Source organism: Bacillus sp. SRB_331 (assembly GCF_003264175.1).
GTDB lineage: Bacteria > Bacillota > Bacilli > Bacillales > Bacillaceae_G > Bacillus_A > Bacillus_A mycoides.
The window spans coordinates 561,448-575,737 of record NZ_NADV01000011.1 but is presented as its reverse complement, the minus strand read 5'-3'; the positions used below and the strand labels follow the sequence as shown (position 1 = coordinate 575,737).

The following is a 14,290-nucleotide window of genomic DNA, read 5'->3' as shown; positions in this document are numbered from 1 at the left end:
CTTACTATTTCAACAACGCGATAAAAATGCAGCCAATTCCAAGTGCTAGAAAAAAGAGTTTCAAGAAAGAAATCTCACTTGCTACACTCGCTATGCCAATTGTCATTGTTAAAATTAATACGGTCGGTCCAACAAACGCCAACATACCATTTATAAACAATGCTTTCTTCGCATCATTCACGTAAAGCATAAGCAAAGCGGCGAATATTTCCGCGCTTCCTGAAAACAACCGAAGTAATCCCATAACAAGCACGGATGTTTCCATTGCCGCTAGCCACTGTTTCATTCTCCCACCTTCTCCCATAACAGTTACTACTTCCTTATTCTGAAAAAGAATATATTTGTACAACCATATGCAGAGGTTGTCTATTTCAGAAGTAAAAACATAATTTTTCTCTATCGACTTAATCTAAAACTGAATATTCTAATTAATTTATGGTATATTTAATAGAAAAGGAGCATAGATGATGAAGCAAGTTACTTTATTACCGCTCGATTTACGATATGCAAATGTGATTTTTGAGCTATCAAGCAATCCACATGTAAAAAATGCATTAGGGCTAAAAGTAGAATCAGTGGAAGATACAAAAACATTCATTCTTTTTGCAATTGAAGAGGAACGAAAAAAGCACTCCTTATCAAGAGTGATTGTAAATGAAGAAAATGAAATAATTGGCCTCACCACACTTAAACATATTAATTATGAGAAAAAGCAATCTCACATTGGCAGTTGGATCGGCTATCCATACTGGGGAAAAGGATATAACGAGGCCGCTAAAAAAGAAATCTTTAAAGTTGCTTTCTTAGACTTACAACTCACATACGTATTCGCTGGTGCCAAAACGACTAACATTCGCTCTTTAAAGGCGCAAGAGAAACTACCTTATATTTCATTGCATGTGGAAAACAAGTTTCCAGGCGAACATGCTGCACTTGAGAAAGAAGTAAAGTCACCTTGCTCACTACATGTCGTATCACGCAAGAATTTTTCAAATTGGCTGGACGTACAAAATGAGGGGGGAAAATATGAAAGCATTAAAAATTAGTTTAACAATTGTAGTAGAATTAGCTATTATTTATCTTTTTTCAAAAATGGTCGGCTGGTCATTTTTGGAGAGCTTTTTCCTTGGCAGTCTAGCAATATTTGCAATTACGTGGTTAATTATTATGAGTAACTTTAGAAATAACAATATGGATCATGTAACGAATAAAACTTTTACCGGTATTGAAACTGGTGAAATACGCCCGTTTCAAATTGTTTTGACTCCATATATTATGGGTACCCTTTCACTCGTCACAGTTAGTTTTGTTATAACTGCAATTTACTATCTTCCCTACTTCCTATAAAAAAAGCACTCGTGATAATCACGAGTGCTTTTCTACTATGCACGAGAAACGTATTTACCTTCACCAGTGTTGATGATAAGCATTTCGCCTTCGTTAATGAAGATTGGTACTTGTACAACAAGACCAGTTTCTAATTTAGCTGGTTTTGTTACGTTAGAAGCTGTGTCACCTTTAATACCAGGCTCTGTTTCTGACACTGTTAATTCAACTGTGTTCGGAAGCTCAACACCAAGTACTTCATCTTGGTATGTCATAATAGATACTCCCATGTTTTCTTTTAAGAATTTTAATTCGCGCTCGATTTGGTTTTCGCCAAGTTCGATTTGCTCATAAGTTTCGTTATCCATAAATACGTGAGACTCACCGCTCGCGTATAAGTATTGCATACGACGGTTTTCGATGTGTGCTTTTTCTACTTTTTCACCTGCACGGAATGTTTTCTCTTGAACAGATCCTGTGCGAAGGTTACGTAGTTTAGAGCGAACGAATGCAGCACCTTTACCTGGCTTTACGTGTTGGAAATCCATTACTTGCCAAAGGGCATTGTCCACTGAAATTGTTAAACCTGTACGAAAATCGTTTACTGAAATCATGTAAAAAAATCCTCCTGTGTATTACAAAATAATAAGTTCTTTTGGTGATTTCGTTATTACTTCATTGCCTTCACTTGTTACAATGATATCATCTTCAATACGTACCCCGCCAACACCTGGAATATAAATACCTGGTTCTACTGTTACAGCCATACCTGGTTCAAGTACTGTATCAGAACGGAACGCTAAACCTGGTGCTTCATGGATTTCAAGACCGATTCCATGACCAGTAGAGTGTCCGAAGTATTCACCATATCCTTTTTCCGTTATGTAATCACGCGTTAATGCATCAGCCTCACGACCCGTTAAACCAGCTTTAATACCGTTCACACCACGTAGTTGTGCTTCTAAAACGATATTATAAATTTCTTTTAATTTATCAGATGGTTCACCGACTGCAATCGTACGAGTAATATCAGAGCAATATCCTTTGTAATAAGCGCCGAAGTCTAATGTAACGAAATCTCCTTTTTCTATCACTTTTTCAGATGCCACGCCGTGCGGTAATGCCGAACGAAGACCTGAAGCAACGATAATATCAAACGAAGAAGATGTTGCTCCTTGTTTTCTCATGAAAAATTCAAGTTCATTTGACACTTCAATTTCAGATACTCCCGGGCGAATGAATGATAGAATATGCTCAAAGGCAGCATCTGCAATCTGTGCAGCTTCCTTTAATATCTTAATCTCTGAATCAGTCTTTATCAAGCGTAACTTTTCTACAAGCCCAGAAGTTGGGATGAATTCAGCTTCGATCGCTTCATTATGCGTTACGTAAGAGCTATATGTAAGAGTATCTTGCTCAAAGCCTAGCTTTTGAATTCCAAGTTCTTTAACTTGTTTCGCAACTTCATCAAGAATTAATCCTGGATGCTGCACTATTTCGTATCCAACCGCTTGCTTACTAGCTTGCTCTACATAACGGAAATCTGTAATAAATAGAGCACGCTCTTTTGAAATTAGTACAACACCAGCTGTTCCTGTGAAATTCGCCATATATCTACGGCTATGTTCATTCGTTAATACGATACCGTCAATACCAGCCTCATCAAACGCACTTCTTAATCTCCCGATCTTTTCCATTACTTTATGCCTCCCTCAATTTCTCCATTAATGCAAATAACGCTAACTTATAGCCATAAAAACCAAATCCAACAATTTGTCCCGCACAAACAGCCGCCGTCACAGATTCGTGACGGAACGATTCACGCTGGTGAATGTTAGAAATATGTACTTCAATAACAGGGATCGAAATGCTCGCAATTGCATCTCGAATCGCATAGCTATAATGCGTAAATGCTCCAGGATTTAAAATGATCCCTTCATATATATCTTCAGCCTCATGAAGACGATCGATAATAGCACCTTCATGATTCGATTGGAAACATTCTAACTCCACTCCCATTTTCTCTGCTTCGTGTTTCATATCTGTTTCAAGCGTCGCTAACGTTCCTTTTCCGTATACATTTACTTCCCTAACGCCAAGGCGATTTAGGTTAGGACCATTTACGAGGAGTAACTTTTTCATTTTCTTAAAACTCCTTAATATTAAAAAATGTCTATACGACATTTTAACATAGGAATCACTTATTTGAATAGTTTGTCTTCTCGACCCCTTCTCCTCTATTTGTATTATTCGATTCGAATGCTACAGAATACGAAATAAAAACACCATATAATATAAAGATACATATTGTCGTTACAATTGTTTCTTTCGGTAAATGGAGTGCACTTTTAATAACAGGTGCCATTAGCCCCATCCCCAAAAATAATAATGCCCACCAAAACAAACCGTATAGTACGCCAGGGAATACTCCTTCAAACTTTTTAAAAAGGGCTTTATAGAGAAATGCCACTAAAATTGAAAGAAGTCCCATACAAACGATACCTAGTACATTTCCCCAAACCCCTTCTTTCCAATCTCCAAATGCAAACGGTAAAAGTAAATAGTTAGGTCCAGCTTCTGTAAATGAGAATATATGAAGGAAATACCATATACCTCCCCAAAATAAGCCACCAAATAAACCAATTTGTACAAAGTTTCTTATTGTTGATTGTTCTTGATTCACATTGACACCTCCGCTCAATAGTATGCCCGAAACTATTTTGAGGCATGTTTAAATCCTGCAAAATTTGTCTATAAAAAGAATAAGAAATGTCCGACTCTCGTAACATTTTCCCTTGTCATCTGCCTGTATTTGTCGATAAAATAAAGGAAACTCGGTGATTGTCTTATTTCAAGATGACAAAACCAAGTATGACAATTGCCTCTTTTTCTACATAAGAGAGAAACAAATACAGGTTGGTGTTAACATGGCAGAAGAGTCAAAACAAATATATGGCGGGCAGGCAGTCATAGAAGGAGTTATGTTTGGCGGTAGAGAATATACTGTTACAGCGGTTCGTCGTAAAGATAAATCGATTGAATTTTATCGTTTACCACGCGTTCGTAATAAAGCATTATCTCTACTAAAGAAAATTCCATTTTTACGAGGTATTGCCGCTATTGTGGATGCAAGTGCGAATGGAGCGAAACATTTAAACTTTGCTTCAGAACGATTTGATGTCCACCCAGAAGAAGATGAACAACTTGCAAATAAAAAAGAAGAACAATCAAAATTAACGATGGTATTAGGAGTTGCAGCAGTTGGCGTTTTATCGTTCATATTCGGTAAAGTAATTTTCACAGCAGTTCCTGCACTTTTAGCTGAATTAACGAGACCGATTTTCCCATCTCATACAGGGCAAATCATTGTCGAAAGTGTCATTAAGCTCATGCTATTATTGAGCTATATATACTTCATTTCTTTAACCCCACTTATTAAGCGGGTATTTCAGTACCACGGTGCGGAACATAAAGTAATCAATGCTTATGAGAATAATCTTCCACTGACTGTAGAAAATGTTCAAAAGCAAACTCGCCTCCATTATCGCTGTGGCAGTAGCTTTATTATATTTACAGTCATTATTGGAATGTTTGTCTATTTCCTCGTCCCTACAGATCCGCTTTGGGCAAGGGTAGTAAACCGAATTTTATTAATTCCAGTTGTTCTCGGTATTTCTTTTGAAGTATTACAATTTACCAATCGATTACGAGATGTCCCTGTTTTACGAGTACTTGGATATCCAGGATTATGGCTGCAACTATTAACAACGAAAGAACCAACAGATGATCAAGCGGAAGTTGCAATCGCATCGTTTGAAGAATTATTACGTTTAGAAAACAAACAATAATTATTTTAAAATGGTGTTCAACTCCTTTCCTCATCGTTAATATACTAATTTTAATATATGTTTTTAGGAGGTGTCCCTTATGAACGGTCGTTCGTTTACATTCGCTATATTTGTGCTTATTATCGGATTGGCAATATTCGGCCTTGTTTCATCTGTTATTACAAATCCAATGGAAGTATTGAAAAACATTGGTATCATGTTAGCTGTCGTCGGTATCTTTTACTTACTCTACAAAATGTTTACAAACTCTAGTGGTTCTGCAAATTCGCAAAGCTCATATAAGCGTGCAGCGAAACAATCGAACCGCAAACACGGGAAACAAAATGTAGCACCCCTAAGCAATTCTTTCTTGAAACGAAATGCTTCTGATGACAAGGGGAAAAAGGGTAATTCTCCATCGTTGAAAAGAAAAAGAAAACAATCTCATTTAACTGTCATTGAAGGTAAAAAAAACAAAAAGAAAGACCGTGCTTCCTTTTAGGAAATACGGTCTTTTTTTATCCCGGTTGGTGCGGGGCTAATAATCAGTGGAAGATGCGAAAAACCCTACTGATTAAAGTTTCACTTTATATGTTGAAGCACTTCTTTCAAACTTTTCTCTTTCATACTTTCGATACGAAGGTGATGGTTTTCAAATTGCAAATTTCTTGTCACATCATTAGGTACGACGACACACTTTAATCCTGCTGCCACCGCTGCTTTCAATCCATTTAATGAATCTTCAAATACAACAGCTTCTGATGGTTCAATTCCTAATTCTTCTATCGTAACTTTATAAAGAGCTGGATCTGGTTTTACCTTCTCTACATCTTCTCGCGTTTTAATCACTTCAAAATAATCTCTAATTTGTAGCTCTTCTAAAAAACGAACGACCCACTCCCTAGATGAACTAGAGGCCAATGCGATTTTCAATCCAAGTTCTTTCGCTTCTTCTAAATATTCTTTTACCCCGTCACGCGCTTTTGGTATTTTCATTTTCTCTTTATGTAAAGTTGTTACTTTTCCCTTTAATGCATGCTCGTTAAATTTTTCTTTTAATTGCTCTTTTAAATATGCATAAAGCACTTCATCTGTCGTTCCAATACATTTTGCAAATTCCTCTAAAGGTAACTCACCGCCGTATTCACGAACAGCATCTCTGAAAGAGTGAAACCATATTGTTTCTGTGTCCACAATTAATCCATCAAAATCAAAAATAATTGCTTTCATTATTCTCCCATCCTTTTCGATTGAAATAAAAAAGGAAACGCCACACGTTCCCCTTAATTACTTTTCTCTTCATTTGCTTTTTGAACACCACGAAGTGTTTTTACTCGAACTTCATCTTGTTCAAAGTATTGTACTAAATCACCGATACGGTCAATTGATTCCCAACTTAAATGATGTTCAATTCCTTCTACATCATTATAAATTTTGCTTTCATCCACACCGATAATGCGCATAAACTGTTCTAACAATTCATGACGATATACGAGACGTTCTCCGATTTTTTTACCTTTTGATGTTAATACAAGCCCTCTATATTTTTCATAAATTAGATATTCGTCTTTGTCTAATTTTTGTACCATTTTTGTTACAGAGGATGGATGTACACTAAGCGCTTCAGCAATATCAGATACACGGGCATAACCCTTTTCATCAATCAACAAATAAATTTGTTCAATATAATCTTCCATACTAGGGGTAGGCATCGGTTTCCTCCATCCAATTTCATTTTGCTTATTCCGTACGAAGCAATCAATAAAATGATACACCAGAAAGAATAACGTGACAAGGTGGAAACGAGCCTAAATATATAAAACAAAAAAAGAATCCAGATTCCCCTTATGTAAAATATTGAATTTCTGCATCGGGAAAATACTCATATATATAACCTCGTATTGTTTCTTCTAATACTTCCACATCATCCTTTTGATATACGTATTTCCCAATACCGTATCGTCCCCATTTATATTTCCGCTTCTCTTCATCCATTTCAAGTTTCGTATTCGGATAACGTTCTTGAATGACTTTTTTGGCTGGTTTCGTAAAACGATGTTGAATTAATTCGAACGTTAAATTTGGTATCGTCATGTCTTTTAACGCATTGTACAATCGTTCAAACAATTCACGGTACCCTTCTTCCCACCCTTCATGCATATAGATTGGCGCAACAATAAAGCCAAGAGGATAATTAGCCCCCGCTACTTTACGAGCAGCCTCAATTCGCTCTTCAAATGGCGATGTCCCTGGTTCAAAATTTTTAATAACATAACGTGAATTAATACTAAATCGAAAACGCGTTTTCCCATTATGCTTTGCATCTAATAAATGATCAACATGCGAATATTTGGTAACGAAGCGTAAACGTCCATGTTCACTTTCTCCGATAAACTCTATCGCCCGCTTTAATGCATGTGTCAAATGATCAATTCCAACGATGTCTGATGTACACGCCGCTTCAAATCTTGTTATTTCAGGGGCCCTTTCATCCATATATTGCTTTGCCTTCTCAAAGATTTCATCTAGATTCACATACACCCTTACGTAAGGTTTACTCCCAAGTGTCGTTTGCAAATAGCAATAATGACAATGTCCCATACACCCTGTTGCAAGCGGAATTGCATATTCAGCTGAAGGTTTTGATGTATCGAACTTTAACGTCTTCCTCACCCCAACGACAAGTGTTGCTTTTGCATTACGATACTTTTGCAATTCATTTTCCCCTGGAAAATTTCTAATTTGATTGTGTGATGTCGTTTCACGGATTTCTAATCCCATCTTCGTAAACTTCTCATAAAGCTCTTTTCCAAGCGGATATTCGAGTGCCCTCGGTTCAAAGTAAACGAGTTTTGGCATAAATGGTTTCATGTGCTTCCCTCCTCTCATTAGTATGGGAAGCACATGAAAATTAACACAGATTAAAGTTTTCCACTTCAGTAACTTGCGTTGCAAGTTACTGACTGTTATAATTTGGATAACAGCTACCTTGCAACGCAAGTTACCTGGATAAAAGGTGGTGAAATCATGCACAGCCAAATGTTAAAAGGTGTACTAGAAGGTTGCATTCTATATATCATTTCACAAGAAGAAGTGTACGGATATGAACTAAGTACAAAATTAAATAAACACGGCTTTACATTCGTAAGTGAAGGAAGCATCTATCCTTTATTGTTACGCATGCAAAAAGAGAAACTTATTGAAGGTACATTAAAGGCTTCCTCTCTTGGACCGAAGCGAAAATATTATCACGTAACTGATAAGGGATTAGAACAACTTGAAGAATTTAAAAAAAGTTGGGGAATGGTTTCAACGACGGTAAACAACTTATTACAAGGGGAGTGATAGGGATGAAAGCGAAAGATTTAATCGAATTAAATAATCAAAAGCGTAAATTATTAAATGCAGAAAATGAAACCACCTATAGTGACATGTTAATATACATCCGCCTAGCTAAAGTGCCAGAGTACCAAGCAGAAGAACTGCTAATTGAAATTCTAGATCACCTTATTGAAGCCCAGCAAGAAGAAAAAAGTGCTTATGATATTTTTGGCGACGACTTACAGGCGTACTGTGACGAGCTAATTGCTGCTCTACCGAAGCAAAGTTTATGGGAACAATTATCGATTCCTTTATTTATAACTAGTTACCTGTTAGCAATATACTTAGCTATTTCTTCCGTAATTGCATTGGTATTTCCCTTATTTTCAAATGAAGCACGTTTTAAATTTGTACACATTGATTTCATTTATCTGCTCGCATTTATCTTGTCGGTACATCTTATGATACGTTTTATTTTCGATTTTATTAACACTGATTTATTTAAAAACACAACAACTATTTGGAGGCATATAGGAAGTTTTTTAATACGCCATAGCCTATGGATACTATTAATCGGTATTTCCTTTTTATTTATAAAAAAGCCCTATACTACTTTGCAAATTTCACCTTGGATTGGCGCTTTACTTGCCATCTCTTGCTATGCACTATATAAACTTTTCTTCAAAAAAGAATACTTAGAATTTAAAAAGGAGTAACGAGGTTATGACCGAAAAAGAAATGGTTAAGTTAAACAATGAAAAAAGAAAATTATTAACACCTGAAAACGAAGCTGCTTATGGTGATATGCTTATTTATTTACGCTTTACTAGCGTTCCGCAAAAGCAAATGGAAGAACTGCTATTAGAAATATTAGACCATCTTTTAGAAGCACAAGAAGATGATAAAAATGCTCATGATATTTTCGGAGAAGATTTAAAAGCTTACTGTGATGAATTAATTAATTCTTCAGAACATCAAAATTTTTTCCAACAAACCGCTGTTATTGGGTTTGCAGTTAGTTTATTGTTAGCTATTCAAATTGGATACGATACATTTACTACTCTTATGCAAAAACTATTTACAGATACAAATCACTCAGGAATTCCATTTAGTATTCCCGGAACAATATTATCTGCTATCGTTTTAACAATTGGTTCTTTCATAACTTTTTCGTTATTCAGACGTTTTTCTTTTACAATACTAGTATCTTGGCACCAAAAAGTACTCCTCATACTATCAGCGTTCATACCTTTTGTCTTATCAATCTTTTCAAACGTATTTTTTAAAACACAGCCGTACTTATTTTATAATTTATCAATTTGGCAAGGTGCCCTTATTACACTTTCTTTTTACATTCTATATAAATTTTTATATAAAACATCTAAATTTTAACAGCCCTTCAAACGGCTGTTTTTCTTCTGTATAATTTTACAAATTGAAAAATTTCATAAAGAAAATAAGAAAAATGCAAAATAATTAAAGTTAATTGTTGACGTGATGCTTTTATTATCGGTATCATAAATCTTCGTGAGCAATTATTTTTCGTTATACGATTTTTTTATTATTACTGAATTTTTGAGAGGAGAAATTAGATGTCAGTTAAGAAGAAAACGCAAGTACGCACCGGCAAAATGGTACGTGAACTAATGTTAGCAGACGAAGATGTAAATGCTTCGCTAATTATGGTATATAGTGAAAACGGTGTAAACGCAGAAATTAAAATCGAGGGCTTAACGCCGAAATGTAACGAAGAATTATTTTTGAGCGGAAACGTGGATTGGAACAAGAGTGTTATTTATAAAATTGTTGATTTCACTGGGAACGCTGAGGTTGGTAAAGTTACATTAACAGCGATGAACAAAAACAATGTTTCTCTAGAAGTTGAACGCGTTATGTGGAGCAAAGAAAATAAAGAAGCTGCTGAGCAAGAAGAAACAGTTGTAGAAGCTACTCCGAAAAAAGAAGTAGTTGTAGAAGCTCCAAAAGCAGTTACACCTGCTCTAAAACCTGTTACGCGAGTAGAAACACCCGCTATAACACCTAAGCCTACTCCGGTACCAACACCGAAGTCAGTAAGTGTTGAAGCAGCTGTAGAACTATCTACTCCAGCACCTGTGAAAAAATCAGTACCTACTCCAGTTACAAAGCAAGAGACAGCACCGGTTACTCCTGCAAAACCGAAGCAACCTGCTTTGACTGAAACAAATACAAAACTACAAGAAAATTATGTTAAACTTGTGAAAAAGACAATTGAAGTTTGTCAAGATTACGAGCTTGGCATCGACATAGATGATTCTATTGAAGGATTAAAAAAAGAGCTACAAAGCCAAGGTATTAGCGTTACATTCGACAAAGAAATTATGGACGTTGTAAATCGCCTTCGTTCTTTACAAGATAAAGGAATCAAAGTAGAAAAAGTACTTAATTTACTATAAAAATAAGGAGATGGCGGTCGCCATCTCCTTATTTTTTATAATTCCATTCATTACTTTCATACTTCTCTTTTGCTAAAGTTTGAACTTCATGAAGCTGTTCTTCTGTTAGTTCATACGGCACAAGCTCTATATCTAAACCTTTTTCAAATCCAGTTTCAAACGCTTTAATTAACTGTTCAATCGTAAATGTACGGTCTGTCAACTCATTAATCGCTACCGCTTTAGAAGAAAACATATTTTTCATACGCTCTTTTACACGTTCATTCGGGAATAAAAATAGATCGTATAACTCATCTAAATCTATTTCTAACGGAATAGAACCGTGCTGTAAAATAACACCTTTTTGACGTGTTTGAGCACTACCTGCGATTTTTCTTCCTTCAACTACAATTTCATACCAAGATGGTGCATCAAAACATACTCCTGAACGCGGATTTTTTAAATTCTCACGATCCGCTTCTGTTTTCGGAACTGCATAATACGCTTCTAATCCTAACGCCTTAAAACCGTCTAATAAGCCTTGCGAAATAACGCGGTATGCTTCTGTAACTGTTTTTGGCATATTCGGATGATCTTCAGACACAATAACACTGTACGTTAATTCTTTGTCATGTAGTACACCCCTGCCGCCTGTTTGACGACGAACGAATCCATATTTCTTTTCGTTAACTACATCCATATTTATATCTTTTTCAACACGCTGGAAATACCCGACTGTTAATGTTGGTACTTCCCATTCATAAAAACGAATTGTTGGTGACATTTTCTTTGCACTTTGCCAATTTAATAAACATTCATCTAACGCCATATTAAATGCTGGTGAACATTGACCAGAGTTAATATAACACCATTTTTCTTTTCCCATCCTGCACCTCATATAACCAATTATTTTTCACATTCTCTAGTCTACCAAATTCGACAAAATTTGTGAAAGAATACGAAATTTCTTCTTATATACAAATGAATCTGTTGCATAAATACATATGGGCATTATAATATTGAAAGTAGGATAAGAAAAAAGGGAGCGATAGAATCGTGTCAACAAACTTGATTATTATACTAGCCGCAATTGCAGCATTCATCGGCTACACTGTATGGATGTATTTCTATCAGAAAAAATTAATTAAAACACTTTCAGAAGATGAATTTCGCGCTGGCTACCGTAAAGCACAGCTTATCGATATTCGCGAAGCGGATGAATTTAACGCGGGACATATTTTAGGTGCGCGTAACATTCCATTATCACAAATTCGCCTTCGCCACAAAGAACTTCGCCAAGATCAACCGGTTTATTTATATTGCCAAAGCGGATTCCGTACAGGTCGTGCAGCTCAATACTTAAAAAAACAAGGCTACACAGATTTCTACCAATTAAAAGGTGGATTTAAATCTTGGTCAGGAAAAATTAAAAAGAAATAATATACAAAAAACTAGCTGCACGATACAGCTAGTTTTTTCATTCCATATTGTTCGCAATGTACAGCAGATTTTGTTTAATCACATCTTCAGCTTTCTCATCTACATTACGATATAATAGCTGATATTCAATCCCCTTCTCTTTCCATATAAGCGTAGCAAATTCGTCCCCTCTCTCGTAATCATCCTTATTTTTAAAATAAGCAGGTGCTCCATTATTCAATTTCATTTGTTCTTGAAATCGATTCTCTTCTACGAGGTATGGAAAACTGTAAGAAAAGTTGGCCACTGTTAATTCTATATAATCGTGCCTTCCTTTCTCTTGTTGCTTATATTTAATCGTTAAGACAGCATTCTTCTTTCCCATCGTTCTTACCTCTCCCTTCACATCACTCGTAATGTCATAAGGTAAAAACGTTGGAACTTTAAACTTTGCCGGAAAATATTTTGGAAGTTCCTTTAGGGGAATCGGATCAGTAACACGTTCCTTAGCCCCTCCTGTTGTTCCTACAAATGTTTTTTCTTCTTGCATCGTTTGCTGAAATGAACATGAGCTAAGTATTACACTAGAAAACACGAAACAAATGATTCCTTTTTTCAATTTGTTTCCGCCCTTTCATACCGCTCTCTTAACGAGCGAAGCGTTTATACTCTCTTCTATTCGCTTCGTTATCAAACGCCTCCTCCGAAAACTTTCCACGTTATTCTCACACATTTTGACAAAAATTCTTTGCAGACATACAAAAAAGACCTCGCTATTCTTACGCCCAAATAAAAAGGTTACGCGAATAACAGAAGTCATGCTTATAACATAGATTGTGAAAAGCTTTTCAGGTCAAGATTTTTTCATTCTTATTATTTTCCCCTTATAATTAAGTAAAGAGGTGATACATATGGCCAATATAAAACAAATTGCAAAAACTGCTGGTGTATCTATATCAACTGTTTCTCGTGTTCTTAATAATCATCCTTACGTAAAAGAAGAAAAGCGTAAGCGTGTTTTAGATGCAGTTGAAGAATTGAACTATGCAAAAAATATAAATGCTATCCATTTAATAAAGGGAAAAACGTATACAATCGGGGTTATGCTACCTTTTATTAATCTTCCGTACTTTAGCACGATCATTGAAGGAATCGGAAACGAAGCGTTAGCAGCTGGATATCATATTAATTTATGCCAAACGAATTACGATAGTATTGAAGAAATTCGCGTTCTTGAAATGATGAAAATGAAACAATTTGACGGGATGATTATTTGCTCTCGCACGAGTTCATGGGAACAAATTGAACCGTTCGCAAAATTTGCCCCTATTATTTCATGTGAAAAAATGAACCATCCCCTCATTTCATCTGTCTATGTAGATCATTACGAAGGATTCCATCTCGGCACTTCCTATTTACTCAGTAAAGGTCATGAAAAAATCGGCATTTGTTTAGCAAGAAAAACAAGTGTTAATTCAATCGAGCGTGAAAAAGCTTTCGCCGACACTCTTCGTCACGAAGGAAAAACAGTACACCCTGATTGGATTTTCCATCAATGTTATACGATGCAGGACGGGGCAAAAATACTTCATCGTATTTTAAACATGAAAAATCGTCCAACCGCTATTTTCACAGCGAACGATCAAGTAGCTGCTGGTTTATTAACAGAGGCAAAAAAACATGGCATTCGCATACCTGAAGACCTCGCTATCCTGGGATTTGATAACCATGAAATTTCAAAAGCATTAGAAATTACAACTATTGAGCATCCCGGGCTCACAATGGGATCACGTGCTTTTTCTTTATTTCATAAACAGATACAAAACGAACACATTATTGGAAACTCAGAAGAACTTTCATTCCATTTAATTGAGCGAAAAACAGTCTAGAAAAGAGTGCCAACCATAGCACTCTTTTTTCAGTTCTTCACCTATTGACTTTATATTTTTTATCTCATATAATGAACCTAACGAACGGTAGGTA

At 35.9% G+C, this 14,290-nt stretch carries 20 protein-coding genes; 10 read left to right on the top strand and 10 right to left on the bottom strand.

What is annotated here, in order from left to right; genetic code table 11:
- Nucleotides 1–4: 4 nt before the first annotated feature.
- Nucleotides 5–286, bottom strand: a complete 282-nt coding sequence (locus B5P42_RS11665) for a YqhV family protein (protein WP_000816054.1) — start codon at nt 284–286, stop codon at nt 5–7.
- Between the two features lie 181 nt (nt 287–467).
- Between B5P42_RS11665 and B5P42_RS11660 the strand changes: the two genes are divergently transcribed.
- A complete protein-coding gene (locus tag B5P42_RS11660; protein WP_176280945.1) occupies nt 468–1,046 on the top strand; it encodes a GNAT family N-acetyltransferase in 579 nt (192 codons plus the stop codon).
- Entirely contained in the window at nt 1,027–1,347 is a 321-nt protein-coding gene (locus B5P42_RS11655; protein ID WP_016100630.1) for a hypothetical protein, read from the top strand. Before B5P42_RS11660 ends, B5P42_RS11655 begins: the two co-directional genes overlap by 20 nt.
- A gap of 35 nt (nt 1,348–1,382) precedes the next feature.
- Here the strand turns inward: B5P42_RS11655 and efp are convergent, their stop codons facing one another.
- Genes efp through B5P42_RS11635 form a run of 4 tightly spaced genes read right to left on the bottom strand, consistent with a single transcriptional unit; the run spans nt 1,383 to nt 4,009 of the window.
- Nucleotides 1,383–1,940 (bottom strand): elongation factor P, encoded by a 558-nt coding sequence (gene efp / locus B5P42_RS11650; RefSeq protein WP_002033989.1) that lies wholly within the window; start codon nt 1,938–1,940, stop codon nt 1,383–1,385.
- Nucleotides 1,941–1,961: 21 nt separating this feature from the next.
- Entirely contained in the window at nt 1,962–3,023 is a 1,062-nt protein-coding gene (pepQ, locus tag B5P42_RS11645; protein WP_002088584.1) for a Xaa-Pro dipeptidase, read from the bottom strand.
- Nucleotides 3,024–3,027: 4 nt separating this feature from the next.
- Nucleotides 3,028–3,468 (bottom strand): type II 3-dehydroquinate dehydratase, encoded by a 441-nt coding sequence (gene aroQ / locus B5P42_RS11640; RefSeq protein WP_002015049.1) that lies wholly within the window; start codon nt 3,466–3,468, stop codon nt 3,028–3,030.
- 55 nt (nt 3,469–3,523) lie between these two features.
- Entirely contained in the window at nt 3,524–4,009 is a 486-nt protein-coding gene (locus B5P42_RS11635; protein ID WP_002015048.1) for a YqhR family membrane protein, read from the bottom strand.
- 244 nt (nt 4,010–4,253) lie between these two features.
- Between B5P42_RS11635 and B5P42_RS11630 the strand changes: the two genes are divergently transcribed.
- Both B5P42_RS11630 and B5P42_RS11625 read left to right on the top strand, forming a co-directional pair.
- Nucleotides 4,254–5,174, top strand: coding sequence for a DUF1385 domain-containing protein (locus B5P42_RS11630; protein WP_002015047.1), 921 nt, complete (start codon nt 4,254–4,256; stop codon nt 5,172–5,174).
- 79 nt (nt 5,175–5,253) lie between these two features.
- Complete coding sequence (locus B5P42_RS11625) at nt 5,254–5,655, top strand: SA1362 family protein (protein WP_002015046.1); 402 nt, start codon at nt 5,254–5,256, stop codon at nt 5,653–5,655.
- A gap of 80 nt (nt 5,656–5,735) precedes the next feature.
- On the opposite strand, the gene B5P42_RS11620 is transcribed toward B5P42_RS11625, so the two are convergent.
- The 3 genes from B5P42_RS11620 to splB form a co-directional block, all read right to left on the bottom strand.
- Nucleotides 5,736–6,383: an HAD family hydrolase gene (locus B5P42_RS11620; RefSeq protein ID WP_002111771.1), complete on the bottom strand. Its 648-nt coding sequence runs from the start codon at nt 6,381–6,383 to the stop codon at nt 5,736–5,738.
- 53 nt (nt 6,384–6,436) lie between these two features.
- Nucleotides 6,437–6,865: a transcriptional regulator MntR gene (gene mntR, locus B5P42_RS11615; protein ID WP_002143106.1), complete on the bottom strand. Its 429-nt coding sequence runs from the start codon at nt 6,863–6,865 to the stop codon at nt 6,437–6,439.
- Nucleotides 6,866–6,998: 133 nt separating this feature from the next.
- The gene (gene splB, locus B5P42_RS11610) at nt 6,999–8,024 is read right to left on the bottom strand and encodes a spore photoproduct lyase (protein ID WP_002015042.1); all 1,026 of its coding nucleotides are present in this window, start codon (nt 8,022–8,024) and stop codon (nt 6,999–7,001) included.
- Between the two features lie 156 nt (nt 8,025–8,180).
- Between splB and B5P42_RS11605 the strand changes: the two genes are divergently transcribed.
- The 4 genes from B5P42_RS11605 (at nt 8,181) to B5P42_RS11590 (ending at nt 10,909) form a co-directional block, all read left to right on the top strand.
- A complete protein-coding gene (locus B5P42_RS11605) occupies nt 8,181–8,498 on the top strand; it encodes a PadR family transcriptional regulator (RefSeq protein WP_000556081.1) in 318 nt (105 codons plus the stop codon).
- Between the two features lie 5 nt (nt 8,499–8,503).
- A complete protein-coding gene (locus B5P42_RS11600; protein ID WP_113734242.1) occupies nt 8,504–9,190 on the top strand; it encodes a DUF1129 domain-containing protein in 687 nt (228 codons plus the stop codon).
- Nucleotides 9,191–9,197: 7 nt separating this feature from the next.
- On the top strand, nt 9,198–9,866 hold the full coding sequence (locus tag B5P42_RS11595) for a DUF1048 domain-containing protein (protein WP_113734241.1): 669 nt from the start codon (nt 9,198–9,200) through the stop codon (nt 9,864–9,866).
- 200 nt (nt 9,867–10,066) lie between these two features.
- Nucleotides 10,067–10,909 (top strand): hypothetical protein, encoded by an 843-nt coding sequence (locus B5P42_RS11590; RefSeq protein ID WP_113734240.1) that lies wholly within the window; start codon nt 10,067–10,069, stop codon nt 10,907–10,909.
- Between the two features lie 28 nt (nt 10,910–10,937).
- Here B5P42_RS11590 and B5P42_RS11585 read toward each other — a convergent pair whose 3' ends face one another.
- The gene (locus B5P42_RS11585; RefSeq protein WP_113734239.1) at nt 10,938–11,774 is read right to left on the bottom strand and encodes a lipoate--protein ligase family protein; all 837 of its coding nucleotides are present in this window, start codon (nt 11,772–11,774) and stop codon (nt 10,938–10,940) included.
- A 170-nt stretch (nt 11,775–11,944) separates the two neighbouring features.
- Between B5P42_RS11585 and B5P42_RS11580 the strand changes: the two genes are divergently transcribed.
- Nucleotides 11,945–12,328 (top strand): rhodanese-like domain-containing protein, encoded by a 384-nt coding sequence (locus B5P42_RS11580; protein WP_002015038.1) that lies wholly within the window; start codon nt 11,945–11,947, stop codon nt 12,326–12,328.
- Between the two features lie 37 nt (nt 12,329–12,365).
- On the opposite strand, the gene B5P42_RS11575 is transcribed toward B5P42_RS11580, so the two are convergent.
- A complete protein-coding gene (locus tag B5P42_RS11575) occupies nt 12,366–12,902 on the bottom strand; it encodes a DNA polymerase III subunit delta (protein WP_113734273.1) in 537 nt (178 codons plus the stop codon).
- A gap of 316 nt (nt 12,903–13,218) precedes the next feature.
- Here B5P42_RS11575 and B5P42_RS11570 point away from each other — a divergent pair, with 316 nt between their 5' ends.
- Nucleotides 13,219–14,196 carry a LacI family DNA-binding transcriptional regulator gene (locus B5P42_RS11570; RefSeq protein WP_113734238.1) on the top strand — a complete coding sequence of 326 codons (978 nt, stop codon included), beginning with the start codon at nt 13,219–13,221 and terminating at the stop codon, nt 14,194–14,196.
- Nucleotides 14,197–14,290 lie beyond the last annotated feature (94 nt).

Bases quoted from the DNA above. Each gene is read 5' to 3' on its own strand.
- B5P42_RS11665 (WP_000816054.1), bottom strand. From the start codon at position 286: ATGAAACAGTGGCTAGCGGCAATGGAAACATCCGTGCTTGTTATGGGA.
- B5P42_RS11660 (WP_176280945.1), top strand. From the start codon at position 468: ATGAAGCAAGTTACTTTATTACCGCTCGATTTACGATATGCAAATGTG.
- B5P42_RS11655 (WP_016100630.1), top strand. From the start codon at position 1,027: ATGAAAGCATTAAAAATTAGTTTAACAATTGTAGTAGAATTAGCTATT.
- efp (WP_002033989.1), bottom strand. From the start codon at position 1,940: ATGATTTCAGTAAACGATTTTCGTACAGGTTTAACAATTTCAGTGGAC.
- pepQ (WP_002088584.1), bottom strand. From the start codon at position 3,023: ATGGAAAAGATCGGGAGATTAAGAAGTGCGTTTGATGAGGCTGGTATT.
- aroQ (WP_002015049.1), bottom strand. From the start codon at position 3,468: ATGAAAAAGTTACTCCTCGTAAATGGTCCTAACCTAAATCGCCTTGGC.
- B5P42_RS11630 (WP_002015047.1), top strand. From the start codon at position 4,254: ATGGCAGAAGAGTCAAAACAAATATATGGCGGGCAGGCAGTCATAGAA.
- B5P42_RS11625 (WP_002015046.1), top strand. From the start codon at position 5,254: ATGAACGGTCGTTCGTTTACATTCGCTATATTTGTGCTTATTATCGGA.
- B5P42_RS11620 (WP_002111771.1), bottom strand. From the start codon at position 6,383: ATGAAAGCAATTATTTTTGATTTTGATGGATTAATTGTGGACACAGAA.
- mntR (WP_002143106.1), bottom strand. From the start codon at position 6,865: ATGCCTACCCCTAGTATGGAAGATTATATTGAACAAATTTATTTGTTG.
- splB (WP_002015042.1), bottom strand. From the start codon at position 8,024: ATGAAACCATTTATGCCAAAACTCGTTTACTTTGAACCGAGGGCACTC.
- B5P42_RS11605 (WP_000556081.1), top strand. From the start codon at position 8,181: ATGCACAGCCAAATGTTAAAAGGTGTACTAGAAGGTTGCATTCTATAT.
- B5P42_RS11600 (WP_113734242.1), top strand. From the start codon at position 8,504: ATGAAAGCGAAAGATTTAATCGAATTAAATAATCAAAAGCGTAAATTA.
- B5P42_RS11595 (WP_113734241.1), top strand. From the start codon at position 9,198: ATGACCGAAAAAGAAATGGTTAAGTTAAACAATGAAAAAAGAAAATTA.
- B5P42_RS11590 (WP_113734240.1), top strand. From the start codon at position 10,067: ATGTCAGTTAAGAAGAAAACGCAAGTACGCACCGGCAAAATGGTACGT.
- B5P42_RS11585 (WP_113734239.1), bottom strand. From the start codon at position 11,774: ATGGGAAAAGAAAAATGGTGTTATATTAACTCTGGTCAATGTTCACCA.
- B5P42_RS11570 (WP_113734238.1), top strand. From the start codon at position 13,219: ATGGCCAATATAAAACAAATTGCAAAAACTGCTGGTGTATCTATATCA.